23 protein-coding genes and 1 riboswitch are annotated in these 24,751 nt (G+C 45.5%); of the genes, 5 read left to right on the top strand and 18 right to left on the bottom strand.

Annotated elements, in window-relative coordinates; translation table 11 throughout:
• Positions 1 to 682: 682 nt before the first annotated feature.
• From AC4E8A_RS03710 to AC4E8A_RS03685, 6 genes are all read right to left on the bottom strand, one after another.
• Positions 683 to 1,144, bottom strand: coding sequence for a DUF305 domain-containing protein (locus AC4E8A_RS03710; protein ID WP_490196883.1), 462 nt, complete (start codon positions 1,142 to 1,144; stop codon positions 683 to 685).
• 151 nt (positions 1,145 to 1,295) lie between these two features.
• The gene (locus AC4E8A_RS03705) at positions 1,296 to 2,072 is read right to left on the bottom strand and encodes a 3-hydroxybutyrate dehydrogenase (RefSeq protein WP_490196882.1); all 777 of its coding nucleotides are present in this window, start codon (positions 2,070 to 2,072) and stop codon (positions 1,296 to 1,298) included.
• 70 nt (positions 2,073 to 2,142) lie between these two features.
• Entirely contained in the window at positions 2,143 to 3,411 is a 1,269-nt protein-coding gene (locus tag AC4E8A_RS03700) for a GntP family permease (protein WP_490196880.1), read from the bottom strand.
• A 262-nt stretch (positions 3,412 to 3,673) separates the two neighbouring features.
• On the bottom strand, positions 3,674 to 3,865 hold the full coding sequence (locus AC4E8A_RS03695; RefSeq protein WP_490196878.1) for a hypothetical protein: 192 nt from the start codon (positions 3,863 to 3,865) through the stop codon (positions 3,674 to 3,676).
• Between the two features lie 341 nt (positions 3,866 to 4,206).
• On the bottom strand, positions 4,207 to 5,565 hold the full coding sequence (locus tag AC4E8A_RS03690) for a sigma-54 interaction domain-containing protein (protein ID WP_490196877.1): 1,359 nt from the start codon (positions 5,563 to 5,565) through the stop codon (positions 4,207 to 4,209).
• A gap of 231 nt (positions 5,566 to 5,796) precedes the next feature.
• On the bottom strand, positions 5,797 to 7,812 hold the full coding sequence (locus AC4E8A_RS03685; protein WP_490196876.1) for a YhgE/Pip family protein: 2,016 nt from the start codon (positions 7,810 to 7,812) through the stop codon (positions 5,797 to 5,799).
• Positions 7,813 to 7,932: 120 nt separating this feature from the next.
• On the opposite strand from AC4E8A_RS03685, the gene AC4E8A_RS03680 reads away from it, so the two are divergent.
• Positions 7,933 to 8,838 (top strand): LysR substrate-binding domain-containing protein, encoded by a 906-nt coding sequence (locus AC4E8A_RS03680; RefSeq protein ID WP_490196874.1) that lies wholly within the window; start codon positions 7,933 to 7,935, stop codon positions 8,836 to 8,838.
• Positions 8,839 to 9,048: 210 nt separating this feature from the next.
• Here the strand turns inward: AC4E8A_RS03680 and AC4E8A_RS03675 are convergent, their stop codons facing one another.
• From AC4E8A_RS03675 to AC4E8A_RS03650, 6 genes are all read right to left on the bottom strand, one after another.
• Entirely contained in the window at positions 9,049 to 9,582 is a 534-nt protein-coding gene (locus AC4E8A_RS03675; RefSeq protein ID WP_490196872.1) for a response regulator, read from the bottom strand.
• Positions 9,583 to 9,661: 79 nt separating this feature from the next.
• Positions 9,662 to 10,690, bottom strand: coding sequence for a Delta(5) desaturase DesA (gene desA, locus AC4E8A_RS03670; protein WP_490196871.1), 1,029 nt, complete (start codon positions 10,688 to 10,690; stop codon positions 9,662 to 9,664).
• 307 nt (positions 10,691 to 10,997) lie between these two features.
• The gene (locus AC4E8A_RS03665) at positions 10,998 to 13,043 is read right to left on the bottom strand and encodes a bifunctional diguanylate cyclase/phosphodiesterase (protein ID WP_490196869.1); all 2,046 of its coding nucleotides are present in this window, start codon (positions 13,041 to 13,043) and stop codon (positions 10,998 to 11,000) included.
• Between the two features lie 268 nt (positions 13,044 to 13,311).
• Positions 13,312 to 14,781 (bottom strand): protein adenylyltransferase SelO, encoded by a 1,470-nt coding sequence (locus AC4E8A_RS03660; protein ID WP_490196867.1) that lies wholly within the window; start codon positions 14,779 to 14,781, stop codon positions 13,312 to 13,314.
• Positions 14,782 to 14,990: 209 nt separating this feature from the next.
• Positions 14,991 to 15,779 (bottom strand): hypothetical protein, encoded by a 789-nt coding sequence (locus tag AC4E8A_RS03655; protein WP_490196866.1) that lies wholly within the window; start codon positions 15,777 to 15,779, stop codon positions 14,991 to 14,993.
• Between the two features lie 194 nt (positions 15,780 to 15,973).
• Positions 15,974 to 16,369 carry a hypothetical protein gene (locus tag AC4E8A_RS03650; protein WP_490196865.1) on the bottom strand — a complete coding sequence of 132 codons (396 nt, stop codon included), beginning with the start codon at positions 16,367 to 16,369 and terminating at the stop codon, positions 15,974 to 15,976.
• 201 nt (positions 16,370 to 16,570) lie between these two features.
• Here AC4E8A_RS03650 and AC4E8A_RS03645 point away from each other — a divergent pair, with 201 nt between their 5' ends.
• On the top strand, positions 16,571 to 16,972 hold the full coding sequence (locus AC4E8A_RS03645; RefSeq protein WP_490196864.1) for a DUF2512 family protein: 402 nt from the start codon (positions 16,571 to 16,573) through the stop codon (positions 16,970 to 16,972).
• A gap of 63 nt (positions 16,973 to 17,035) precedes the next feature.
• On the opposite strand, the gene AC4E8A_RS03640 is transcribed toward AC4E8A_RS03645, so the two are convergent.
• The gene (locus AC4E8A_RS03640; RefSeq protein WP_490196862.1) at positions 17,036 to 17,305 is read right to left on the bottom strand and encodes a hypothetical protein; all 270 of its coding nucleotides are present in this window, start codon (positions 17,303 to 17,305) and stop codon (positions 17,036 to 17,038) included.
• A 578-nt stretch (positions 17,306 to 17,883) separates the two neighbouring features.
• A riboswitch (TPP riboswitch) is annotated at positions 17,884 to 17,985 on the top strand.
• A 74-nt stretch (positions 17,986 to 18,059) separates the two neighbouring features.
• Between AC4E8A_RS03640 and thiT the strand changes: the two genes are divergently transcribed.
• Positions 18,060 to 18,656, top strand: coding sequence for an energy-coupled thiamine transporter ThiT (thiT, locus tag AC4E8A_RS03635; RefSeq protein ID WP_490196861.1), 597 nt, complete (start codon positions 18,060 to 18,062; stop codon positions 18,654 to 18,656).
• 46 nt (positions 18,657 to 18,702) lie between these two features.
• Here thiT and AC4E8A_RS03630 read toward each other — a convergent pair whose 3' ends face one another.
• The gene (locus AC4E8A_RS03630; protein ID WP_490196859.1) at positions 18,703 to 19,578 is read right to left on the bottom strand and encodes an AraC family transcriptional regulator; all 876 of its coding nucleotides are present in this window, start codon (positions 19,576 to 19,578) and stop codon (positions 18,703 to 18,705) included.
• Positions 19,553 to 19,780 (bottom strand): hypothetical protein, encoded by a 228-nt coding sequence (locus tag AC4E8A_RS03625; protein ID WP_490196857.1) that lies wholly within the window; start codon positions 19,778 to 19,780, stop codon positions 19,553 to 19,555. Before AC4E8A_RS03625 ends, AC4E8A_RS03630 begins: the two co-directional genes overlap by 26 nt.
• Between AC4E8A_RS03625 and AC4E8A_RS03620 the strand changes: the two genes are divergently transcribed.
• Complete coding sequence (locus AC4E8A_RS03620; protein WP_490196856.1) at positions 19,779 to 20,063, top strand: hypothetical protein; 285 nt, start codon at positions 19,779 to 19,781, stop codon at positions 20,061 to 20,063. The two genes, AC4E8A_RS03625 and AC4E8A_RS03620, sit on opposite strands and share 2 nt — an antisense overlap.
• Before the next feature lie 154 nt (positions 20,064 to 20,217).
• Positions 20,218 to 21,537, top strand: a complete 1,320-nt coding sequence (locus AC4E8A_RS03615; protein ID WP_490196854.1) for a sensor histidine kinase — start codon at positions 20,218 to 20,220, stop codon at positions 21,535 to 21,537.
• Positions 21,538 to 21,728: 191 nt separating this feature from the next.
• On the opposite strand, the gene AC4E8A_RS03610 is transcribed toward AC4E8A_RS03615, so the two are convergent.
• The 3 genes from AC4E8A_RS03610 to AC4E8A_RS03600 form a co-directional block, all read right to left on the bottom strand.
• Positions 21,729 to 21,929 (bottom strand): hypothetical protein, encoded by a 201-nt coding sequence (locus AC4E8A_RS03610; RefSeq protein ID WP_490196853.1) that lies wholly within the window; start codon positions 21,927 to 21,929, stop codon positions 21,729 to 21,731.
• 549 nt (positions 21,930 to 22,478) lie between these two features.
• Positions 22,479 to 23,987, bottom strand: a complete 1,509-nt coding sequence (locus AC4E8A_RS03605) for an MDR family MFS transporter (protein WP_490196851.1) — start codon at positions 23,985 to 23,987, stop codon at positions 22,479 to 22,481.
• Between the two features lie 192 nt (positions 23,988 to 24,179).
• Positions 24,180 to 24,671, bottom strand: a complete 492-nt coding sequence (locus AC4E8A_RS03600) for a TspO/MBR family protein (RefSeq protein ID WP_490196850.1) — start codon at positions 24,669 to 24,671, stop codon at positions 24,180 to 24,182.
• Positions 24,672 to 24,751 lie beyond the last annotated feature (80 nt).

The following is a 24,751-nucleotide window of genomic DNA, read 5'->3' as shown; positions in this document are numbered from 1 at the left end:
GTACAATTTGCATAGCATTTTGTATCGGCATACCAATGTTTTTGAAGTTTTTTCGCTTATTGTTGCATACTGACTTGCAGGCCAATTTGCACTACCGCAAAAATTTATGTGGTGTTGCAAACTGGTCTGCATTTTATGTTACAAATTTGTCGGCGGATTCGTTAGTGCCAGATACACTAGATGGGAAGATGAAGGGGAATAACGAGTGATAGAAAAATAAGGGGAGATTTTACCGTTAGATGTAGAGTAGATGTGGTTTTTGCGGAAAATAAGGGGAGTTTTTCCCTTTATTCAAAGCAAATCTGTCTATCTTCACGTTTTTTGAGTCAAATAAGAGGAATTTCTCCCTCTATTTAAGCTGTTTTCAATACTATTTGCTAATTAAGGGGAATTTTTCCCTCTATACACCTCAATTAGCAAAGAACCTGATTTCATTGCTGAAGAATGCAAAGTTTAACGGGAAACCGGCTGTTCAACCGATCTGGGGCTTAATTAAATAACGCATAATAGAAGTGAGGAGCTGCAAGGTCGTTGGCAGCTCCTCTTTTTTGTGCAATTTTCATTCATAATACACTTCAAAACAGCCTGCAAATTTTAATCCGCAAAAACACCAGCAAATAGGCTTTTTCTCCCTCTCAACCGAACGAGTTGCTTTCAAACGCAAGGGGGCATTTAGAAGAGGTTATTCCTCGTCTTCCTTCTCTTCAAGGTCCTCTATCAAATTCTTCATCTCTGCAATTTCTTCCTGCTGTGCCTCGATGATTTCAGTAGAAAGCTGCTTCACCCGCGGGTCGTCGATTTGCGCTCGTTCACTTGTTAAAATCGCAATGGAATGGTGTGGAATCATGGCTTCCATATAATCCTGGTCATCCACCAGTGTCTGGCTGCGCAGAAGGAACAACGACACGCCAAACACCAGGATGCTCCCGGCGACAATCCCGATGTTTGCCTTCTTATTTTTCAGCATATGAGTCATGAAGGCCAGCATGATGACGGCCATGGTGGCCCCCATTAACAAGGCCATATAGGCCCTTGTTTCACTAAAAAAGATATGGTCGACCTTATAGGTGCTTAAGTATTTAAATAAGAACATGACAATGGTCGACGTTGCCACCATCGCTCCAAAACGTAAATAGGGCTTCATCCCGCTCACTCCTTTAATATTCTTCTCCCCTTACCTAATACCCGGAATCACTTGGAGTATTCACGAGAATTCCTTCACCACTTTAAAGCATTAACGCGCTGGGGGACTGTCCCTCAGCGCGTTAATGTGGTAAAGCACCATATTCCTTCTTTTATTGAACGGTATATCCGCCATCTAGCACGACCGCCTGCCCGGTGACTCCCCTCGCACCTTCCCCGCAAAGGAAAATCGTATATTCGGAGATTTCTTTCACAGACAACAGCCTCTTCTGCGGGACGAGTGGATAGATCACATCTTCCAACACCTTCTCAATTTCAATACCGCGGGTCTTCGCCAGATCGCCAAGCTGGTTGCGGACCAGCGGAGTATCGACGTATCCAGGACAAACCGCATTCACCGTCACCCCATGCTCGGCTGCTTCCAAAGCCGCGACCTTCGTCAACCCGATCACTCCATGCTTCGCAGAGTTGTACGCAGCTTTGCCGGCAAACCCGATCAACCCGTTGATGGAAGCGATATTGATGATCCGGCCGAACCCCTGCTTCTTCATGATCGGCAATGCATGTTTAATCGCAACGAAAGGAGCCGTCAGCATCACTTTTATAAGAAGCTCGAATTTTTCAGTAGGAAAGTCTTCGATATCGGAAACATACTGGAGGCCCGCATTATTGATCAGGATATCGAGCCCTCCAAACACCTCGACAGCTGCCCCGACCGCCGCGGCAATCTCCTGTTCAGAGGTGACATCACACTTGACCCCAATGGCTGAATGCCCCAAGTCCTTCAACTTCTCAGCCGATTCTATCACTTTGTCCTCCTGCAAATCCGCCAGGACGACCTTCGCACCCTGCTCAGCAAAATCCCTGGCAACCTCATAGCCAATCCCTTGAGCGGCTCCCGTAATCAGGACAACCTTATTTTTCACCATAAAAAACACTCCTTCAGCAGCCGGCTGCCAAGGAACAAGCATCCCTAAGCAGCCAGGCCCTCTAGAAAAATTAAATTCCAACACCTAACGAAAATAATAGGATCGCAATTGCCAATCCGATCAACGGAACAATCACCGTGACAGCCCCGACAGCCCCATATGCGGCAGCATGGGACTCATTACAGATGGACCGGATCGTTGTCACCACATACCCGTTATGAGGCAGTGAATCCAATGCACCGGAAGATATCGCTACTGTACGGTGAAGGGCTTCCGGATTGACACCCATATCCATGTAATGAGGAGCTAAAATCGGCAGGGCAATTGCCTGGCCTCCCGAAGCAGACCCTGTCATGCCGGCAATGACACTGACTGCAATCGCTCCCCCAATCAATGGAGAACCTGGAATATTCGTCATGACGTCGACTGCGGTATCAAATGCCGGCACCGCCTTTGCGACACCGCCGAAACCAACTACAGCTGCTGTGTTACCAATGGCGATCAATGCTCCAATTGTACCCTCGGAAACCGCTCCCCAAAACCCTTTGAAAAACTTGCGGTTTAATAGATAAGCAGTAATCACCCCGCCCAGGAGCGCAATGATCAGCGCAGATTGTTGTAAGGAATCATGGAAAATGTACGCCACTGCCAGGACGATCAGTAATGGAATCAGCCCCATCAATGGGTTCGGAAGCTGCCTGTTACCATCAATGACAGGGTCCTCCTCGCGTGCTTCGAACCTTTCCCCTTTCGCCACGGCCTTGTTGATCATCCGTCTTAACCACCAGTAGCCGAAAACCGCCATAAAGACCGCAACAATCAAGCTCACTTCCCATCCGGCATAAGGACTTGTTCCCAGATAATCTATCGGGATCCAGTTCTGGATTTCCGGCGACCCGGCGGACGTCATCGTGAACGTAACCGAACCAAATGCCAATGCGGCCGGTATGAAACGCCGCGGCAGATCAGCCTGTTTGAAAAGGCTCAAAGCCATCGGGTAGACCGAGAAGGCAACCACGAACAAACTCACACCGCCATAAGTCAGCACCGCACAGGCAATCACGATGGCAAAAACGGCAAATTTCATTCCTAATTTATCGACAACAAAGCGTGATACACTATCAGCTGCCCCGCTGTCTTCCATCACCTTGCCGAACACGGCACCAAGCAGGAACATCAGATACCAAGAGGCTATGAACCCCGTAAACCCGGACATATAGCTTCCGACCAGGTTGGCTTCCCCTTCCCCTACAAGCTGCGGAAACAACGGCAATCCGCTGAGTACAGTAACAAACAAAGCCGAAATCGGCCCGACGATAAGGATATTTATCCCCCGCATCGTCAATACAATTTATAAAATTAGTCCCCCGATTAAACCAATCATGCTCAACATGACAGTTCCCCCTTTGTCCTTTTAATGAAAAATTATGATTTCATTTGAAGCACATTCTGCTTTGGTCCGGTCGAGGCAGCAACATCCTCCACCGAAAGCTTATCAAACACCTCAACAAGCTTTAGGCCGTTTTCTCTCACATCCTTTCAGGGTAATCTGGTCAACCATGCCTTTCCCTGTTAACGACAGACTGCAACCGCTTACAATTTTAGGCGACCCTTTTTTGAAAATATGTTTCATATGTCAATGCCCTTTCTCGCCCATGAACCAGGTCCATGGCGTCTCCCCTAACTTTGATCAACTTACCCGGGACCATCCAGTTTGGATCTTCCTTTTGCTTCTGGAAGAAGAAGGCTCTGCCCCAGTCATCCGCTCCCCAGTTAGTTAATATGATCGTCAATTACTTTGCCCTTTTTAAAATCAGGGACGTTCCGGAATGCCGGCAAGACCGCCCTCCCCAACTGCCAGGGGCATCCCATCCCTTATTCCATCAATCGCTTCGACAGCCCGGCTGTAGATTTTTTTATGCTGAACAACTCCTTTCTTGTAAAAAAATGATTCTCACTTTCCTTAATGCAAGAAGCGTGCCAACTTTTCGTTCCTTGAATTAGCTCATTTCGGCTTGTCCCGCTGTCCAGATATCCGGACAGTTATATAAGCGTTTTTATAAAATATTCACTCTTACCCTAATAAAAAGAAGGCGTCCGAAAAACTGGACACCTTTCCAGAATTCCGGACACCTTACTCGATTTGATATTTATTTATTTTTTCATATAAGCTCGATTTGCTGATCCCCAGAGCTTTTGCAGCAGACCGCCTGTCACTGTGCTTTTTCAATGTTTCGATAATTACCTTTTTCTCCGTTTCTTCTAAAATTTCCTTTAATGATTTTTCATCAAAATTATAGGAATTGTCTCCTTTGATATAAGCCGGGAGGGATTCCACTGTGATCCTCTCGTCCGAGGTGAAGTAAGTGGACGCCTCGATCACATTCTCAAGCTCACGAATATTTCCCGGCCAGCTGTACCGATAAAAGATTTCCAGTACTTCCGGCTCCAGCCCCTTCAATCGTTTTCCCGATTTTTCAGCAGATCTGTCCATGAACTTCCTAGCGAGAGCAGGAATGTCTTCCCCCCTCTCCCTTAGCGCCGGGACACTGAATGGAATGACATTGATCCGGTAATAGAGATCTTCCCGAAACCGCTTCTCTTCTATCATCTTCTCCAGCGGGCGGTTGGTTGCGGCAATGATCCGCACATCCACCTGCTCTGTTTCCGTTGCCCCGACCGGTTCGACCTCACCATCCTGCAGGACGCGGAGCAGCTTGGCCTGCATATTCAAGGGCATGTCACCAATCTCATCAAGAAATAAGGTGCCTTTGTCGGCCAGCTGGAACTTCCCCTTCTTTCCGCCTTTCCGTGCACCTGTGAATGCCCCTTCTTCATATCCGAACAATTCCGATTCAAGAAGCTGTTCAGGTATCGCGGCACAATTCACTTTGATAAAAGGCTGCTGGCTCCTCTCACTCAACTGATGAATGCTGTGGGCAAATAATTCCTTCCCTGTCCCGCTTTCCCCTCTGATGAGAACCGAAATATCACTTGGTGCGATCGTCTGCACCTTTTGTTTCAATTCCTCAAGGCTCCTGCTTCCACCGTATATATCCATTAACGTGTATTTAGCTCCATTATCAATATCCTGTATGTAACTTTGCATCTTGGACAGCAGGTTTTTCACATGGGAGCTCATCTGTTTCCATTCGCTTGTATCACGAAAAAAAACTGATCCGAAAGCGCCCGCAACCTGGCCATTGACCACAATCGGGATCCGGTTGGCAATCATATAATTGCCTTTGATGTACTGGAGATCCGCGATTTCCTCCTTTCCACTCATTGCCACAAAGTGCATCCTGGTATTTTCAATGACCTCAGTCACATGGGTGCCGATCGCCTGGTCTCTGTCCACCTCGAGAAACTCACAATAACTCCGGTTCATGTAAATGATCCTGCCGGTATCATCCACGACCACAAGCCACTCAAACGCATTCTCCAAAATCGTCTCAATCATCTGTATCGATACATGCCCCAGCAAACTCTTCATAAGATACTCCTCTATCAAAAAATTCCGTCATTTTTATAAACATCTTATCACAAGGAGTGCTGGCAAGGAATGATGCTTCACCACTTTAAAGCACTGGGGGACAGTCCCCACTTATATTAACGTGGTAACGCGTTACCTCAGCCGGGGACTGTCCCCCGCTGCTTTAACGCACTAAACAAAACGCAGAGCTGGTCTCCCCGCTCTGCGTTTTGTATCAATATAGTCAACTGCTTATCCCGCTTTTTCCACGGATATTGGTTCCCCTGGTACGGAACGATGCTGCAAGTGGCTGACAAACCAGGTGATCATACCGGCTGCAAACAGGTAACCTGCAAGCGTCCAGCACTGTACCTGCAGCTGTGACCAGTCTCCTAGTGTGATAACATCCTGCAGCCCCTGTAAGGAGTGAGCCATCGGCATAAATTGTCCGATCTTGCTTAAGAATGGGAAGCTTAACTCTCCTGGGAAGGTACCTCCGCAAGTCGCCAATTGAAAGACGAGAAGCGTGACGGCAAGGAATTTCCCCAGCAACCCAAAGACGGTAATCAGCATCAATATCAACGTCATGAACGTAAAGGAGATAATGACGCTGGATAAGATGAACAGCGGCACACTGGCCACATCAAGATGGAAGACCAGCAGCACAACCGCATCTACTATCAACGCCTGAATCAGACCCATCGTATATACAAGCCCAAGCTTGTTCAAGAAATGGTGCGTCCCATTGGCAAGCGGCTTTTCCCGTTTACTTAGCGGTAAAATATTCGCAGCCATGATTCCTCCAACGAACAATGCCAAGGATAAGAAGTAAGGAGCGATTCCCGCACCATAATTAGGAACTTCCGACAGATTGGATTCAACGAGCTGCACTGGCTCTGAGAACATGGTCGTCAGTTCATCATCCTGCTGGACCGCTGCCGTTTCTTCAGCGCCCTCCTTCAACTTCGCAGCCAAATCCTCTGATCCGTCAGAAAGCTTGGCCAGTCCATCTGTCAATGAAACAGAACCGGACTGTAAAGGAGCTGTTCCTTTTTGGAGTTCGCCAAGGCCTGTTTGAAGGAAAGCAAAGCCTTTGTTCCATTTAGCATACCCCTCAGATAATCCAGTAGTGCCTTCTGCCAACTCTTCGGCACTTTCAGCTGCTGCACTCATTTTACCGGAAAGGGTTTTTATCCCTTCAACGATTTCTGCCTGTCCAGCAGCGACATTTCCAGCACCATTAGCCAACTCAATTTCAGCGGTCTTCATCTCCTGTCCTGCTTTAACAATTCCAGAAGACAAAGCTGTTATCTTTTGAAAATCGGGATCATCCTTTAGTTCAGGATGATTCTCTGCAAACTGCTCAAGCTGTGTCTTTAACGCTGCCTGGCTTGAATTGACTTCTGTTTGTTTCTGGATCAACGTTTGATTCTCAAGGGACAAGCGTTCTGTGCCCTCGGCTGCCTCTTTTGCACCTTTCTCCAAAGAAGCTGTTCCTTGCGACAGTTGATTCATGCCTGCAGCTAATGCGGTGGTCCCCTGGTTCACCCGGTCCGCTCCTGCAGTTAATTCTTGCCCGCTTTCAGATAATTTGTAGCTGCCTTCCTGTACTTCCCCTATACCATTTGCGAATTTACCCAAGCCATCGGTGATTTCCACACTGCCATCCCTGGCATCGGCAATCCCTTGATGAAGCGTATCCGCCCCCTCGCCTGCTTCGCTCATACCTTTAGATACATCCTGGAATTTGGAAAGCACTCCTTCCGCATAAGATTTTGTGACGGAGTTGGAGATTTTGGTTTTCATTTTTTCCACAGCCGTGGAACTGATCTGGGAAGCTACAAAGTTTTTACCGGGATTGATTTTATACAATAGCTTTGCCGGCCTGCGTTCTTCCTCCATCAGGGTACTAATGTTCGTTGAGAACTCCTTAGGAATGGTAATTATCATATAGTACTTGCCACTTTTAAGGCCCTGTTCCGCGTTTTCTTCGGCTACAAAGCGAAAGTCCAGTTCCTTGTTCTCTTTCAGGCTGTCAACGAAATCACTTCCGGCTTGAATGGGCTTTTCATCCATTACAGCCCCTTCATCCATATTCACCACTGCAACCGGGAGTTCATCTACACGACCATAAGGGTCCCAATATCCGGATAAGAAGAGCCCCGAATAAATCAGTGGCACGAGTGCCAAGAATATGAGTGCGATCCTGCCGTGTTTATGCTTCCACATAGCTGTCAGGTCCTGCCTGATTAACTGTAAACCTTTCATAATAAAATCCTCTCTTTTTTAAAAATTCACCAATGTTTCTATCCTAATGAAAAATGTTTATAATGTATAATATATATTTATCTATTAATACATAGATTTCAATCTATAAAGGAGCCGATAATGGAATTATTACAGCTGAAATATTTTCAAATCGTTGCCAAACATGAACATATGACACTCGCAGCAAATGAGCTCCAAATTGCCCAGCCTTCTTTAAGTAAAACCATCTCAAGGCTGGAGGAAGATTTAGGGGTGCCCCTATTTGAAAGAAAGAAACGTCAAATCCGCCTGAATTCTTATGGGAAGCTTTTCCTGGAACGAGTTGAGAAGGTGTTTACTGAATTAAATGAAGGAAAAAGAGAGTTGCTTGAACTGGCCGGCAATACTGAAAAAAGCATCACACTGGCTGTATCCATCTCTCGGCTGCTTCCTTCCTTAATCAAATCGTTCCAACAGGAGTATCCGGATGTCCGATTTCAACAATTTCTGGAATCGACCTCATCCATGAAAGCGGAACTGGAACAAGGAAGCATTGATTTCTGCATCTCCTCCTTGCCGGTGGAAGGAGACGAAATCGTGTGGGAACCATTGATGACAGAAGAAATCTGCCTCATTGTCCCGCATGGCCACCGTTTTGCCGGGCGATTTGACATCGCGCTTCACGAGGTTAAGAATGATGCTTTTATCAGTATGAATACCGGCTTTGGTTTCCGGGACGTGACAGACAGGATTTGCAGGGAAGCAGGATTTCAGCCCTACGTAGCTTTTGAAGGAGACGAACCCGGTGTCATTGGAGAACTGGTTACACAAGGTCTCGGCATCGCCTTCATCCCGGAAATTGCCTTAATGAATCAAAGGGATCGATTCCCGCATAAGCTCCGGATTACCGATCCCAATTGTAAAAGGACTATCGGAATCGGCTGGTCGAAAAGACGATACCTGTCACCAATCGCCATCCAATTCAAAGCATTCGTGAAGGACTATTTTGCGGAGGTCGCCCGCAAGCTGGAGAATGGAAGAGAATAACATAACCCTTTTCTACCTTACCGCACTAAAAGGGACAGTCCCTCTTAGCGCTTTAACGCATTAACGCACCAGGGGACAGTCCCCCGGTGCGTTAATGCGTTAAAGTACTATTTAATTCTGGCGATGGCCCCGAAGCTCACGGCTGCCGATTTCAACACTGGCAGCCTGCCCGTTCAGCGGAATACGAATTCGCGATCTTTACCTGTATTTCTAGCCAGCAGGGATTTTTATTTTATCTTTAAAAGCTGTAACGTAGCCGCGGACTGAATCAAGGGTTTTGCTATTATTTTCTCGAGGGGAATTTGGCTGGTTGGGAGAGTCCGGCGTTTCTACTGCTTCCTCAATGGCATCACCTTGATTCACCTCCATCAATGCAGATGAAAAGATCCGCTCTCCATTCAGAATCAGCCGGATGGAGGAAACTAACTCCTCACTCGAGCTATCTTTCGGCAAATAGCCTCTGACATCCATTTTGAGTATTTTTTCAAGATAACCCTGTTTTGGGAAAGTGCTTAGGATCAAAAGCTTACAGCCTGAAGTCCTTAATTCCTCAGACACACCTTCCTCTGAATGCATTTCAGTATCCATCAAACATATATCCGGCCGAAGCTCCTTAATGAGAGACACCACCTCTTCTCCATTGCTTGACTGTCCGACCACTTCCATATCATCTTCCAGGTTGAGCAGGGAACCTATAATGCCTAACAAAAATTCCTGGTCCTCTGCAATCACTATGCGAATCATGTGTATTCTCTCCAATCGGAATTCCTAAGTAAAGACTCTCCTCCATCATCAGGAGGAGAGTCAGCCGGGGATGGTGCTACTAAACTTCTGGTTTTGCCTCAGGGACTCGGCGATTCTCAGCTATAGCTTTGATCCCTTTTCTAAAGCTCACGAAGCTCTTCTTCTCTTCATCCCATAAGCGGAAACGAAGTGACTGAAGGCTTGTACTAAGAGTAATCGTCGGTACATGCTGTAAGGCTGCTGTGTTTGCATGGGCATCTTCCAATCGATAGTTCGGCACCCGCGGGCTAAGATGGTGAATATGGTGGTAGCCAATATTACCTGTCAGAAATTGCAGGATTTTGGGCAGCTTGTAAAACGAACTTCCTTCAACAGCTGCAAGTACGTACTCCCATTCACTATTCTCTTCAAAATAAGAATCCTCAAAAGTATGCTGAACATAGAACAGCCATATTCCTGCGGCACCTGAAATCATGAATATCGTTCCCTGTACAAGAAGGAATGGCTTCCATCCCAGTGTTACACCGAATACAGCAATCAAAGCGACTATGATTAAATTAACCAGATAGGTGTTATTGCGTTCTTTCTTTCGGGCATTCTTCCTGTTAAACCTGTTCTTAAGCAGAAATACATAGATGGGTCCAAGTACAAACATAACGATCGGATTGCGATAAAATCGATAAGCTAAACGCAGTTTCATCGGTGCTTCAGCATACTCCTTGACCGTCAGGGTCCAGATGTCGCCTGTTCCGCGCTTATCCAAGTTCCCGCTTGTAGCATGATGGACTGTGTGGTCGTGACCCCATTGATCAAAAGGAAATAAGGATAAGACGCCGATCATGGTACCAAAAATACGGTTGGCACGTCTGCTTTTAAAGAAGGAATAATGGGTACAGTCATGGAAAATAATGAAGCTTCTGACCAAGAACCCTGCAGCGAACACCATTGGAACGAGAGCCAGCCAATAAGAAACAGATAAACTCTGATAGGCTACTATCCACAATAAAATGAACGGGCCCAATGTATTGATGACCTGCCAAACACTTTCCTTCATCGTTGATTTTTCATAAGGGGCGATTTCTTTTTTTAAGGTTTTCAGGTTTGTCATTTGGTAGAATTCCCTTCGTTTGTTGGTAATTTCATTATAGTAAGATAAACCATCACGGGTAAGTAGTAGGTGTCATATGCAGGGTATGACATTTGTCATATTGGGGAGGAAAACCCTTGCCGCTGCAGGGTTTCGATGGAGAAGATAATCTCAATTATTTTTCTAAAATAAATTTTTCTCGTAGATTTTTCTCTATATATCGCTAAAAACGCCCGCTTCACCACTTTACTGTGTTAAGAGGGACAGTCCCTCTTAACGCTTTAACGCATTAACGCACCGGGGGACTGTCCCCCGGTGCGTTAATGTGTTAAAGTACTATAGCTTCTCGTTCCTTCATCCAGGCAATGATGTCTTCAGCTGTTCGCGGATGCGAAAAGTAATAGCCTTGAATCAGCGGATTTTCGGACATGGAGGTGACAAACTCAACCTGATCCTCCGTTTCTATCCCTTCAATGACCACCTTCAGGTTCAGTGAATCACATAAAGTGATGATTGCCCTCAGGACAGAAGAGTTTTTCTCATTTCCCGGAACACCCGCTACAAACGATTTGTCGATTTTAATGGTAGCTATAGGAAGCTGCCTTAGATAGGACAATGAAGATAATCCTGTTCCGAAATCATCCAAAGCAACCGAAAATCCGAGTTCCCGAAAATTGCGGACCGCAATAATCGCGTTCTCAATGTCATTGATGACACTTGTTTCGGTGACTTCCAACTCAATGAAGCGGCTCTCAATTTTATAGTTGGAAATAGTGTGATTCAAGACTGCTAATAAGCTCGGAGAAGTCACATATGGACCGGGAATATTGATGGAAACCTGATGCAGGGGGATTCCTTCCTGCTGCCATTGGGAAATCTGCCTGCATACCTTTTCAATCACCCAATCTGTTACATCAAAAATCTTGCCATTTGCTTCTAATATAGGTATGAATACTCCAGGAGAAATCATCCCGTGCTGTGGATGCTTCCACCGTAACAATGCCTCCATCCCGGAAATCTCCCGTGTCACTGGATGGATTTTCGGCTGGTAAACGACGAATAGTTCGTCTTCTTTCAGCCCCCTTTCAATATCCTGGACAAGCTGTCTTTCCAAGCTGTAGGTGTGGGTGGCAGGGTCATACTCGATTAGTGAGTGGTTATAGCGGATCGAAGGATGCTGCAGGACAGCCATGTTCTGGGCAAATAACTCGCGAGCCTCCTGGTTTTCATCTGCATACGAAACAGCACAAACCATATCAATCAGAACTTGATGATTTCCAGCTATCATAGGCTGCTTCATGGCGGACATCAGTCTTTCCAATGCTTCCTTGAATCTGTCAATCCCCTTCCCACCAAGGAACATAATGGCAAAGCGATTTCCTTCAATCCGGTAGACTTTTGTATCCCCAGGGAGGTGGCGGAGAATGAGATCTCTTACAGCCTCTATGATCCTGTCGCCAAATACATACCCCTGAGCGTTCGTCCACTTCTCCATATTATGAATATGGAGGACAGCCAGGGACTTCACCGTTTCTATGGATTTCTGGTCTTTTTCAAATTGCCGCTGATTGGGAAATCGTGTAAGGGAATCGAAATAATTCAAGCGGTAATCCACATAGCGGTCCAGCAAACTCGTCAATCCCGAAAGAAGCAGAAGGATGGCTATCCCTGTAGTGATCGAAATGATGAGCAGCGGCATATCCATATGCATGTGATGGGAATGAGTTGTAACGGGCACATATGAATAAAACACCACTGCAGCCATCCCGGTATAGTGCATGCTTGTTATCGCCAGCCCCATAACAACAGAGGTACTGATCTTCATAAGCAGATTCCCCATATACTTTTGCAATTTAGAAAAAATAAACAGCGCTACATAGGATACGACTATCGCGATGCCGATGGAGGCCAGAAAAATCCACGGCTTGTATACATAGTGGGCTTCCATTTTCATCGCAGCCATCCCGACATAATGCATGGCAGAAATCCCAAGGCCCATGATTGTGCCTGCAATGAAATTAGACCAGTGCGAGATGATCCTTTTATTGGCAAAATAAAACGCTAAATAGGAAGCAAAAACTGCCGGAACTATGGATAAAACAGTCATGGTGATATCATAGCTCATCGGGACCGGCATCATAAACGCACTCATCCCGATAAAATGCATGGACCAGATGCCAAGGCCCATCGCCACCGATGCCAGTATCAGCCAAAAATTGCGTGAAAAAAAGCTTGTCTGCTGCATCCTTTGGTTCATGGACAGTGCCGTAAAAGATGCACAGCAAGCTATGACAACGGAAAGTATGACAATCCATAGTGAGTATTCGCCCTCAAGGACAAATATTGTTTCTGAATCAGGCAAGGAGAATTTCATATCTCAACCTACTTTTCTGTAAAAATCGATAAATTGCTTCTATTATATCGACCTGATTCAGCAAATCTTTATATAAATAACACATTGCCGCTGAAATATTTTGTCGCTTTGTCGCGTTAAAGCAGTGGGGGACAGTCCCCCACCGCTTCACCGCGGTAACGTATGTGGGGGACTGTCCCCGGCTGCTTTAAAGCACTAAAGGATCACCCGCAAAAAAACCTGCCCTCGAGCCGCGAGCAGCCAGGGCAGGTTTTTCCAATCTTATATATCACGTTCCACAAAACGTTTGGTATGGTTCATCGGGATTCGGCGGCAGTTTGGCATATTCCGCCTGCTCTGGTGAATGGGCATAAGGCTCGATCAGCGCATCAAGCAGTCGCTCCATGACACTGTAATCCCCTTCTTCAACAGCTGCCTCCAACGCGGCCTCGACACGAAAATTACGCGGAATAACGGCAGGATTGCTTTTTTTCATCAATTCATGAGCCTGTTCTGCTGTCTCCTCCTGCCTTTCCTGCCTTTCCTTCCAAATGGCATACCAGCGGTCAAATTCGGGCTTGCCATACAGTTCTGTTTCCTCTGGCTTATCAAAGGTCAGTGCTGCAAATGTATTCGTATAATCCGCCCCATGTTCATGCATCTTACTCAATAAAATGTCAACCAGTTCTTTATCCTGCGCCTCTACATTAAACAAGCCCAGTTTGGCTCTCATCCCAGCCATCCATTCAGAGTGGAACTGTTTCGGAAACTCTGATATCGCTTCCTGTGCCAGTTTCAATCCCTTTTCCTCATCTTCATGAAGCAGCGGCAGCAATGTTTCAGCGAACCTTGCCAGATTCCAACCCGCAATCGGCGGCTGGTTTCCATAAGCATAACGCCCCTGCCTGTCGATGGAACTGAAAACCGTTGATGGGTCGAATGCATCCATGAATGCACATGGGCCGTAGTCGATCGTCTCTCCGCTGATTGTCATATTATCCGTGTTCATCACCCCATGGATAAAACCGACCATCTGCCATTGAGATATCAATTTTGCCTGCCCCCTGATGACTTCCTTCAACAATGACAGGTAAGGATTTTCATCGTCCTCAAGATCCGGATAATGCCTTTCAATCGTATAATCAGCCAGCGCTTTAAGGTCTTCCTTCTCAGCAAAATTGGCTGCAAATTGAAACGTGCCTACCCTGATATGACTTTCGGCGACACGAACCAGGACTGCCCCGGGCAAATCCGTTTCCCGCATGATCCCTTCACCCGTTGCCACAACCGCCAGGCTCCGCGTTGTCGGGATTCCCAGAGCGTCCATCGCTTCACTGATGATATATTCCCTCAACATCGGCCCTAAGGCAGCCCTTCCGTCACCCCCGCGGGAATAAGGCGTTCTGCCAGCCCCTTTCAGTTGGATATCAAACCGTTCTCCCTGAGGAGTAAGCTGTTCACCAAGCAGGACAGCTCTTCCATCACCCAGCATATTAAAATGCCCAAACTGATGTCCCGCATAAGCCTGCGCAAGAGGATCAGCTCCTTCAGGAAGCTCATTCCCGGCAAATACACCCGCCATGTCTTTCAATGCATTAACATCCAGGCCAAGTCCCTCTGACACCTCGACATTAAGGACTACCAGTTCAGGTGCATCAACAGGAACAGGCTTTTGGCGTGAATAAAAAGAATTGGGCAGCCGGGCATAACTGTTATCCAGGTTCCATCCCGCCTGATCTGATTTATAAGTATTTGTCATACTATCTTCCTTTTTCGTTTTGACTTTGCCTTCATCTTAACACAGATGCTTTTATTTTCTGTTCTTGCTGATTTTATTATTCTCCCTGTTATGGATTATAAGAGCAGGCTTCCTATTTGGCAGTTTAACGCATTAACGCGATGGGGGACTGTCCCCCATCGCGTTAATGGTTTAAAGCAAAAGCCGCCTCATCGATTTGGAAAGTGGATCTAGCCGTTTGTGCCGTTTTCATCTTCACAAGCATCGGGACAACCTGGAGCAGCCCCTGTATTAAACAGTCTCAGTCTCTCTTGAAGGAACGGGGCTCCGGTTGTGCCTCCCTGAGGAGAGGCTGCAAGAAAGTCATTGGCCGCCGCAATCCAAATTTCCGCGAATGGACAAGGCTCAACGCCTTGCTCGAGTAGGTTCGTAACGTTCAATTGGGCAGCAAGAAGCTGTCTGTAAAGCTGTCGATACTGGCCCAGCAAAGGTGGTGTAAGATTTCCAGGGGGTGTAAAATCCAACCCTAAGATATCAACTATATTCGTATCATCAGCAACCACACTTAAACCATTCAACATTCCGTTAGTGGCAGTGCCCAAAAGAATTTCCCCGCCAGCCGCGTCAAGCAGCTCTTGTGTAAACTCCTCATTATTCGTAAAGAAGCCGGCACTGAACACACAGCCAAGGGCCTCCCCATCGCATTCACCTTCTGCAGGCTCTCCAAAAATAGCACCTGTTTGGCCAGCTTCAACTTCAGCAGCAAAATCAACATTAAACTGAACACAAACTTCCTGAGCAACAACAATACTACATTCTTGCTCAACATCTGCAGGAAATTCATCAAGAAATACTAAAGGTCCTGTACAAATAGCTTCAGCCGGCTGCGGTGTTATGACCGGAGTCACCAAAATTTCTGCTGCTTCAGTAATGGTCTGGTTGATTGTTCTTGTACAGGCAACCTGTTGTTGAACAACAGGATTCCCATTGTTCGGTACGTCATTATTCTTTTTCCCCATAAGTTACATCCTCCAAAAATTCAATTTTTGAGGACTAAAAGCAACAGGTGAAGAGGGTTTTTTTGCAGTCATAGTAAAAGATAACCTCATCCTCACTTATCGCAGATACCCTCACTACTAGTTGATTCATTAGCAGCAAGGGTTGTACTAAACAAATCTATCAATTTACAATTTACAGGCTCCTATTTTTCTCCTTAATCAATCATCCATCCCGGATCGATGTCCGGCTTGCGTCTTTTCTTTTCATGTTCAACTGTTTCCACCGGCTGAGTCTCTCTCTCTTTTGGATTATATTGGATTCCTTGATTCCTCACTTCAACCTCTGCATCAAAACGAAGTGGTATATTCAAGCAGAGGTCCTGGCTGACTACGAATGTATATTCATCTTTTTTACAAGATATCATTTCCGCCTTTTCACAGCATTCGTTGCCCAGGTCGGGGTCAACCACGACTACTCTAGGTTTAATGATGACTTCAGCCTCTACACGAACCTTTCTTTCAACTCTCCTTATACACCCCTTGCTCTCTTCGCTTGCGCAATCGGCTTGTTGATTATGACTCCATTGCTCATTATCGGATCCCAGCATCACGGCAATTTCTCCTTTCTTATATTGATTCCCTCATTAGTAGTTAATTCGAAGTGATGCTTTACAGTAATCGGACAACCGCACATATTAATCTTTTTAGGTAAAAACCTTTGGATATCTGCCAAGAATTAGAATGGCCAATATGGAATGAAAAAAATTCCCTCCGGGTATATAAAGACTAAATCTTATAAAGGAGGAATCAACTTGGAGCACTTGAAAGCAATAGCCCTTAAATTCGTCATGATTGCCGTTGTGTTAGGAGTTATTCTTACTGGGATTTTTGGAATCGAGGTTTCTGACATGCTTATCGTCAGTGTTGTATTGACATTGGGAGCATATATATTAGGAGATTTAATGGTATTCAAGCGGTTGAACGGTGAACAGAAGAAACGGAATACCGTTGCAGCGCTAGCCGATGCCGGACTGGCTTTTATTATCCTATGGTTTATGGGAACAGCCATGTTTCCAGACCAAAATGTCGTCCTGGCTTCCCTTATTTCAGCGATCGTTCTGGCAGCAGGAGAATGGTTCTTTCATAAGTATCTCGACAATTCAGTGTTCAATGAAAATAGATCCTATCATTCTGACCCTGTCCATAACAGCTAATAAGAAGACTCGAATAAATAAACACGCTTCCTTTTAGACTGAGGAAGCGTGTTTTGGGTGATTTTATTGAATATACCCGTTATTTTTCTTGATAACATCTTTCGCCAGCGGATAATCTTCTTCTTCCACCTGGAATTCAACTACATGCGGTTCATGGTGATCTTCGTTAAAAGCGCCTTCCCTGCTGAACGTGTCCCTAATCAAGTCCCACAGATTTCTGTTCGTTTCAGGAACCCTTTCCACCAGTACATCCCGCACCCTCAATGTTTGCAGGCTGGCTTTGGCATCCTCTGCTTCGTTCTCATTCCTAAAATGGGCTTGGACTCTTTGCATAGTTATCTCTCCTAACGTAATGACGGTATTTCTAGTACATTTACCTTTTTAACGGGAATTGAAACGATTTCCGTGAATTTCATTTAAATAGTTTTTTCCAGAAATAAGGCTTACTTCTTTTATCTGGATCCCACTCTCACTACCCGCCCCCCCTGATCCTGGCTGTTTCAGTCCGAATCCACGTCAGAGTCCGACTGATATTCTAATAGCAGCAATCTGTACAAAAGGTCCTTTTATTTAATGGAGGGTACAGGGTATGGAGTCATAATAATCAGGACAGGAATGTGAGGATGGCGGGGGCTGGGTATGAAACGGGAGGATTCGGAGGGTGCGTCTGAGGGATGAGTTTAGGTGATTTTCGCTCCAGCTGTGCGACTCCGGAGGCGTGTGGGGGTACGTTCCGGCGGGCACGTACCCCTGGCCTCACCAGTCCCGCTAGCCCCGCACGAATTCACACACCTTTCGGATCAAACAAAAAACTACTGTAAAAGCAGCAATCTTTTTGAATACACCCAAACAAAAACCCTTTATCTTTTTCCTTTTCCTCTATATAATGGGAATTGACAATTTCATAGTACGTTAACCACAAGGGGAGCGGATTGCTGAGAGTGAACAATGATTGTTCTGACCCTTTGAACCTGTTAGTTAATGCTAGCGCAGGGATGTGGACCGGATGGGCGCCTGATGTCTGTCCGCCTTACATGTTCTCCCTTATGGTTGCCGTATTTCAACTAGGATGAAGGGGGATTTTTTTATGTCAAAAATGAAGTTATTACCAATGATGGAGGCATCTGTTTTTGCAGCGCTTGCTGTGATTCTGGATTTGCTCCCCTCCATCCGGCTGTCACCTGCAATTTCAATTTCCTTTGCCATGGTGCCGATTTTCATCGTGGCATTCAGATGGGGACTGAGGGTCGGATTGGTATCCGGATTTCTCTGGGGCCTGTTGCAAGTGGTGCTTGGAGATATTTATTTTCTTACGCCGCTTCAGTTTGCGATTGAATACTTTGTAGCCTTCACATTTGTCGGATTTGCAGGTCTTCTGTACCGCCCAATCCAGAAAACGCTGCAAACTGGCGACAGGAAAAAACTGCTGGCATGGGTCATCACAGGCATTGTCGTCGGCAGCATTGCCCGTTACTTCTGGCATTTCGTCGCTGGCTTTATTTTCTGGGGTGAAAGCGCGCCAGAGGGCCAATCAGCTGTCATGTACTCGTTTATAGCCAACGGAACAACCGTACTCGGCGCCATCATTTTCTGTTCCATTGTGCTGGTCCTGCTTGCCGGAAGTCTTCCGAGGTTACTAAAAACGAACGATACAGCCCTAAATGTAGATCGTAAAGCATCATAAAGAAAGACGGTATCCTTTAAATCAGGGGTACCGTCTTTCGGCTTTCCTATTCCTTTTTACTGACAGGTATCCAGATTTCACTCCTGAAATCTGGCAAGCTGATGTCCTTCTGTTCATTCCATACGATTTCCGGCCCTTCTGCTTGTTCATAGGATGCAGAGGGAAACCACTCCGAATAGATCCTTCCCCATACATTTTGAAGGGTATCAGGGAACGGTCCTTCTACTTCGAACACAGCCCAGGTCAATGCCGGAACCTCCAACTGAGCCCAATGCTCCGGACACTCCCTGGTAGTCGCTGCCCCTATATAGTGGTCCAGCTCTCCCTTTTCTTCCATCCTTCCTTCCGAAAAATTCCCGGAAGCACTGATGATGCCTGAAGGATCCATGTTGGATAATTGCTTCATCTCTTTGATCATACCGCCATCCAGGCTCCTCCACATTTTTTCTATTTCAGGGTTGACTCCCTCAAAAACAATGGGCACTCTTTTCTTGATCCCTGCAATCCTGAATGACTCTTTTTCTTCCAATCGATAATTCATTTCTACCCCTCCATCTACTGTCAATCGGAAGGTCATTTTCGGAAAAGCTTTTAAAGGTATACCATTTCCTCTTGCTTCAGAAGGTGTTATTCCATGGTACTCCTTAAACGCCCGCGTAAATGCATCAGGAGACTGGTAACCATATTTCAAAGCGGTATCCATCACTCTCAACTCTTTGTCACGCAATTCGGCTGCGGCACATGTCAGACGCCTCCTCCGGATATACTCTGCCAACGTGTAACCGGATAGGTAGGAAAACATCCGTTGAAAATGATACTCCGAACAAAGTGCGTGCCTTGCAGCCTCCTTCAGGGTCACTTCCCCATCAAGATGTTCTTCAATATAGCTCATTGCCTTATTCAAGTTTTTTAGCGGATCCACAAAATGACCTCCCCTTCCTAATTAGAATAACAGGATAATATTGATTCTCCCCTGCAATCCCTGCCCGATTCTGCAGGGGTCCTTGTTCTCTAATATGAATATCCCCGTACTTACTATTTCCCCTAAACTTAAAAATTTCACAGGCATCTGCCCATACAAGTGCATAGGATATTGAAATGCTTATCAGGAGGAGATAAAACATGTATTCATCACCTTTTCAGTTTCAAAGACCTGTTCATGGCGGCGGACACGCAAGCTGGGGGCATGGCAGCGGTCATGCAACCTGGCATCACGGCGGGGGCGGTTATAATCCAGGTCCTGGCTGGGGCTATAAACCTGGTTTCGGAGCAGGTGCCCTTACTGGTCTCGCGGTAGGAGCCGCTGTCTCTCCAGGTCCTTACCCAGTCCCTGTCCCATACCCTTATCCCTACCCATATTCCTACCCCTATCCCTATCAAACTCCTAATTATCCTCAAGGATACTGACAAAGCTGGCGGTTTCCCTCAGACAGTCAAAGGGAACCGCCTCTTTCTTTGGTAAGGCTCCCGTTCCCGTATAGCCGGAAAAATCTCTATTGTAAGCTTCTGTATATTTATGTAGAATTTTGTAGAAAGGATTTTTGGCCAGGAGGTTGTAAAGGTGAAACTAAACGGAAAGATCAAACTCATTATCATTCTATCAGTTACCATCTTCATCTGCCTGACTACTATCAATATAGTAGTTTCATATTTCACAGCTAAAAAAGCCGCAGAAATCTCTGTGGCAAACAATGCTCTTGAAATGGCAGACTCCATCGCTGACTCCATAGATACAGCCGCCTATGAGCGGTTTCTTGAGAATCCAGAAAGAAACGAAGACTACTGGCGGATAAGGGAGAAGCTTTACGAGGCGAAGCAGAATACCGCAGCTTTGTATGTGTATACCCTCGCCTTTGAGGATCCGTCTTCACGCCCGAAAGTCATGATTGCCGGGTTCCCAAGGGACAACCAGCCCTACTATGAAATCGGGATGGATTGTATGGTGCCCCCAGACCAAATCCAGAGTGCCTATAAGGGGAAAGCTTATTTCACAGGAAAGATTGATGACCCTCATTACGGGGAATACATATCAGCCGGAAGCCCGATTCTAAATAACCAAGGGGAAACAATCGGCTTCCTCAGCATCGATATCTCAACATCCCGGCTCGACAGGATCGATGATGCCGTCATTCAAAACAGTATTCCCGGCTTTATTCTAAGCGGAATCCTGGTCATTGTTTTGCTTACTGCTTTCATACTCATTCAAAGATGGTACAATCGTGAACTGCAAAAACAAATCGGTGATACGGAAGATACCTACCAAACGGAAATCCATTCATTGATCCAATCGGTTCGTTCCCTGCGCCATGATTTTGCCAATCACATTCAAGTGCTGAACGGCCTTCTGAAGCTCGGCAAGAATCAAGAAGCTTTGGACTATTCGAATTCAATGCGTGAGGAAGCACAGCTTCTGTATCAACTGCCGATACAATCGAAAAACCCTGCCCTGTCCGTCCTTTTTCAGACGAAATCACTTGCGGCACACAACCTGACCATCGATATTCAGTTTGATAACGCAGATTCCTCATTTGAACGTATACGAACGACTGATTTGATCAAACTGCTTTCCAATTTGATTGATAATGCCCTGGAAGCAGCATGTGAACTGCCCAAAGCGGAAAGAAGAATACATGTGTCTTGTGAAGAAAAACCGAATGAATATGTCTTCAACATCTCTAATTCCGGACCTGTTATTCCTGCAGAAGCGAAGGAAAAAATCTTCATTCCTGGATACTCCTCAAAAACGAAGGGCGATTACAGTAAAAAAGTGAGAGGCCAAGGACTCTATATAGTCAAACAAATCGTCGATAAGTATAATGGACGAATTTCGCTTCACTCTGCGAACAAAAAAACAACATTTGAAATCAGGTTTCCACTTTAAATAAAAACGGTTCCCGACAAAGTAACGGGTTCGGTTTTGAAGTACAAAATTCAATTTAGTAATGCATTTTGCACTGTAATTCGCAGTTGAATCAGCTGACGCTTTAGCAGTAAAATCAGCCGCAAAAAAGCTCGGAGCCATAATGCTTCGAGCTTTTTTTATCGTAGCACTTTGTTGAAGGTTAGCACCCCTTAGTTGAATCTCAAAAGTTCAGCGATAATATTAGAACTGCCTGGTGTAAATAAAAAGAGCGATAGACCAACTAAAAATATTCCAATAATCCCCAAAGTTAGAACCCTTTTATTAAGCAATGAATGTTTAAATGCTTGGAAGCCTGCTCCTAAAATAAGAAAAATTCCCACAAAAAAAAGTATAAAATAATAAAATCCCATGACCACACCTCTTTATTTTAATTTTTATAGCCAATCTGCTTAAAAAGTTTCAAAAAGGATGCTTAATCCTTATTTATGAAGAAAAACACCTACTATACTATTAGTTTGAATTTTACCAAATTATTTATTGTTTTTCAATAAATAATTATTTCTTATAGTTATATTATTATTGTTTATGCAGACTCATAATTATAGAAAAAAAGCATTTCTCTTAACTCCGAAATGCCCAAAAAATTATCTATTATCCAATATATAACTCGTGATCCTAATTTGCCCCTTTAATTGAATAAGCTCTCCATTTATTTAATGCTTGTCATTTTCAGAACAATCATTCCCATAACAACTAGCATACGTATTAACACGTTGACATAATCTTCTGTCACCCGGATAAGATAGGGTTGCATTCGGTTGCTTTAATACCCCTGAAATATCAACAAAAAGATACAACCCAATTCAGTTTCGAATTGGGCTGCTAATTTGTATGCGAATTAAGTTTTTGTACTCGTAAACCGAACCCGTTCCCGACATAGGGCACCGTCTTTATCTTTTCTATTGGTTTTCTTGTTTTCCTGGAACCTCGAGACGGCTGCTCCCCATCAAATAAACGAAGACTAAGGCAATAACCAAAGGGATCAGAGCATAAGCAAAGGTTGCCGTTATGGAATCCGACATTGCTCCCGTGATTTTATCCAACACAAAATCAGGGATCTTTTCCCGCATTTCCGGTTCAAAAAGGCTCCTCGGATCACCCGTTGGAAATCCGCCGCCTGACTGCCCTTGGAAAGCAGATTCAATATTGCTTGAGAAGAACTTGGTCTGCAAAGTTCCGAATACCGTAATCCCGATGGTCATACCGAGCGAGCGGAAAAACGCATTCGTAGAATTGGCTGTACCCCTATATCGCGGATCCAGCTTATGAATGGTAGCGTTAGGCAGCAGCGAGAACGAAAATCCTACCCCAAATCCGCTTATCACCATATATAGTGTCAGCAGCCATCTGCTCGTATCCGGCCCCATTGTTGCAAGGAGCGCCATCCCGATGATGAAGGAAATAATCGACAGCCACATGATGCTCCGGTAGCTGTTTTTCGTCATCCTGATCCCAGCCACAGCACTACCGGCGACCGATCCAAGCATCAGCGGAGTCAGGATCAAGCCCGCATTTGTAGCGGATCCTCCATAAACCGCTTGAACGAAAATCGGTATGAGGATGGTTAAGATAATGAAGGCTGACCCATACAAAAAGGCCAGAGCCTGGGCTGAAGCAAATAGCGGACTCTTAAACATCCAAAAAGAGATGATCGGCTCTGCCGCTTTCCGTTCAATAGACAAGAAACTGATAAAGAAAAGGAAAAAGGAAGCAAACAGTCCGATAATCTGCCATGAACTCCAGGAAAATTCATTCCCCCCAAGTTCAAGGGCAAACATGAGGCTGACCACGGCAGCAACGAGTGTAATGGCGCCTCCCCAATCAATACGTTCTTTGGACCGTTCAGGTGATTCCTTGTAAGAAGTAACTACAAAAAACAATGACAAAATCCCGATAGGAACATTAACATAGAACACCCAGTGCCAGCTGAGGTTATCCGTCAAGAAAGCGCCGATCAACGGACCGAATAGGGATGCCGAACCAAATACCGCTCCAAGCAGTCCTGTCATTTTCCCTCTCTTTTCAGGAGGAAAAATATCAAACACAATCGTGAATGCAATCGGCAGCAATGCCCCGCCCCCGATTCCCTGGATCGCCCTGAAGATACTCAACTGGACAATATCCTGGGCAATTCCGCAAAGTGCAGACCCGATAAGAAAAATACTAAGGCCAAAAATAAAAAAACGTTTGCGGCCGTACATATCGGACAGTTTACCGAAGATCGGCATACCTGCCATGACCGCTACCATGTAGGCTGAAGTCACCCATACAAATTTATCAAGTCCCCCAAGATCCGAAACAATCGAACCTAAAGCCGTCGCCACAATCGTGTTATCCATGGCAGACATTAAAATCCCTAATAGCAGCCCGGCAAGAGCCAGGTTCATATTACTTTGCTTTGCGGCCACCAACATCACCCCTTCATATGTAAATCGAAATATATCTCCTTCATTATAATCCTCTCCCCGGCAATGTCCAGGCAGCTTTCGCCCTTTACCGCATTAACGCAGCCGGGGACAGTCCCCGGCTGCGTTAATGTGCTAAAGCGCACAATCTCTCCTTAAAGAATCAGCGCAGGATGGCCTGCACTGTCATAAGATTTATGATTTATTAAGCTGCCAAGTGCTGTAGTTCAGACGTAGCGCATAGCTCACCCAGAGAATATATGGAACCATCATCGCCCCTGCTTTTTTGTCTTTTTGATAAAACGTATAGGTCGTCAAGGTGATCATCGTCAGTAACAGGCAAATCTCTATAAAGGCCGTTCCCCGCAGCCCCCATCGGAAGAAAAGGAAGGACCATAAGAAATTCAACCCCAGTTGTATATCATATAAGACATTTTCACCCTCCGCCGGTTCCTGTTTAAGAGAAACCCGGTAATTCGCTATCCCCATCAATGAATATAAACTGGTCCACACCACCGGGAACACCCAGGTTGGCGGAGAGCCCTCAGGCTTCTTAAGATTGCTGTAAATCTTTTTGGCATTCCTTGTGGCCAAGAAACCGGTCACCATTCCTCCAACTACAGGTATCAGGATATCTTTGGCCAGCTTAGCTTTATCGATTTTTGCGTTCACTTCAAAACCAATCACGCTTTCACCCCTTTAGCCTTTTGTCTCTATGTTGCCTAGTTTCACTGTAAAGAAACATTTTCTCCAAAAGAAAAAAGCCT

It is taken from the genome of Bacillus sp. SRL337, assembly GCF_984799155.1.
Note: the sequence above shows the minus strand (reverse complement) of the source record. Positions and strands in the feature narration are given on the sequence as shown.

What these genes read in the sequence shown, in the direction of transcription:
- AC4E8A_RS03685 (WP_490196876.1), bottom strand. Translation starts at nt 7,812, where the DNA reads ATGAAAGGTTTACAGTTAATCAGGCAGGACCTGACAGCTATGTGGAAG.
- AC4E8A_RS03705 (WP_490196882.1), bottom strand. Translation starts at nt 2,072, where the DNA reads ATGGTGAAAAATAAGGTTGTCCTGATTACGGGAGCCGCTCAAGGGATT.
- AC4E8A_RS03680 (WP_490196874.1), top strand. Translation starts at nt 7,933, where the DNA reads ATGGAATTATTACAGCTGAAATATTTTCAAATCGTTGCCAAACATGAA.
- AC4E8A_RS03690 (WP_490196877.1), bottom strand. Translation starts at nt 5,565, where the DNA reads ATGAAGAGTTTGCTGGGGCATGTATCGATACAGATGATTGAGACGATT.
- AC4E8A_RS03610 (WP_490196853.1), bottom strand. Translation starts at nt 21,929, where the DNA reads ATGGGATTTTATTATTTTATACTTTTTTTTGTGGGAATTTTTCTTATT.
- thiT (WP_490196861.1), top strand. Translation starts at nt 18,060, where the DNA reads ATGTCAAAAATGAAGTTATTACCAATGATGGAGGCATCTGTTTTTGCA.
- AC4E8A_RS03665 (WP_490196869.1), bottom strand. Translation starts at nt 13,043, where the DNA reads ATGAAATTCTCCTTGCCTGATTCAGAAACAATATTTGTCCTTGAGGGC.
- AC4E8A_RS03640 (WP_490196862.1), bottom strand. Translation starts at nt 17,305, where the DNA reads ATGCAAAGAGTCCAAGCCCATTTTAGGAATGAGAACGAAGCAGAGGAT.
- AC4E8A_RS03620 (WP_490196856.1), top strand. Translation starts at nt 19,779, where the DNA reads ATGTATTCATCACCTTTTCAGTTTCAAAGACCTGTTCATGGCGGCGGA.
- AC4E8A_RS03710 (WP_490196883.1), bottom strand. Translation starts at nt 1,144, where the DNA reads ATGAAGCCCTATTTACGTTTTGGAGCGATGGTGGCAACGTCGACCATT.
- AC4E8A_RS03655 (WP_490196866.1), bottom strand. Translation starts at nt 15,779, where the DNA reads ATGGGGAAAAAGAATAATGACGTACCGAACAATGGGAATCCTGTTGTT.
- AC4E8A_RS03625 (WP_490196857.1), bottom strand. Translation starts at nt 19,780, where the DNA reads ATGTTTTATCTCCTCCTGATAAGCATTTCAATATCCTATGCACTTGTA.
- desA (WP_490196871.1), bottom strand. Translation starts at nt 10,690, where the DNA reads ATGACAAACCTGAAAACCTTAAAAAAAGAAATCGCCCCTTATGAAAAA.
- AC4E8A_RS03660 (WP_490196867.1), bottom strand. Translation starts at nt 14,781, where the DNA reads ATGACAAATACTTATAAATCAGATCAGGCGGGATGGAACCTGGATAAC.
- AC4E8A_RS03675 (WP_490196872.1), bottom strand. Translation starts at nt 9,582, where the DNA reads ATGATTCGCATAGTGATTGCAGAGGACCAGGAATTTTTGTTAGGCATT.
- AC4E8A_RS03700 (WP_490196880.1), bottom strand. Translation starts at nt 3,411, where the DNA reads ATGCGGGGGATAAATATCCTTATCGTCGGGCCGATTTCGGCTTTGTTT.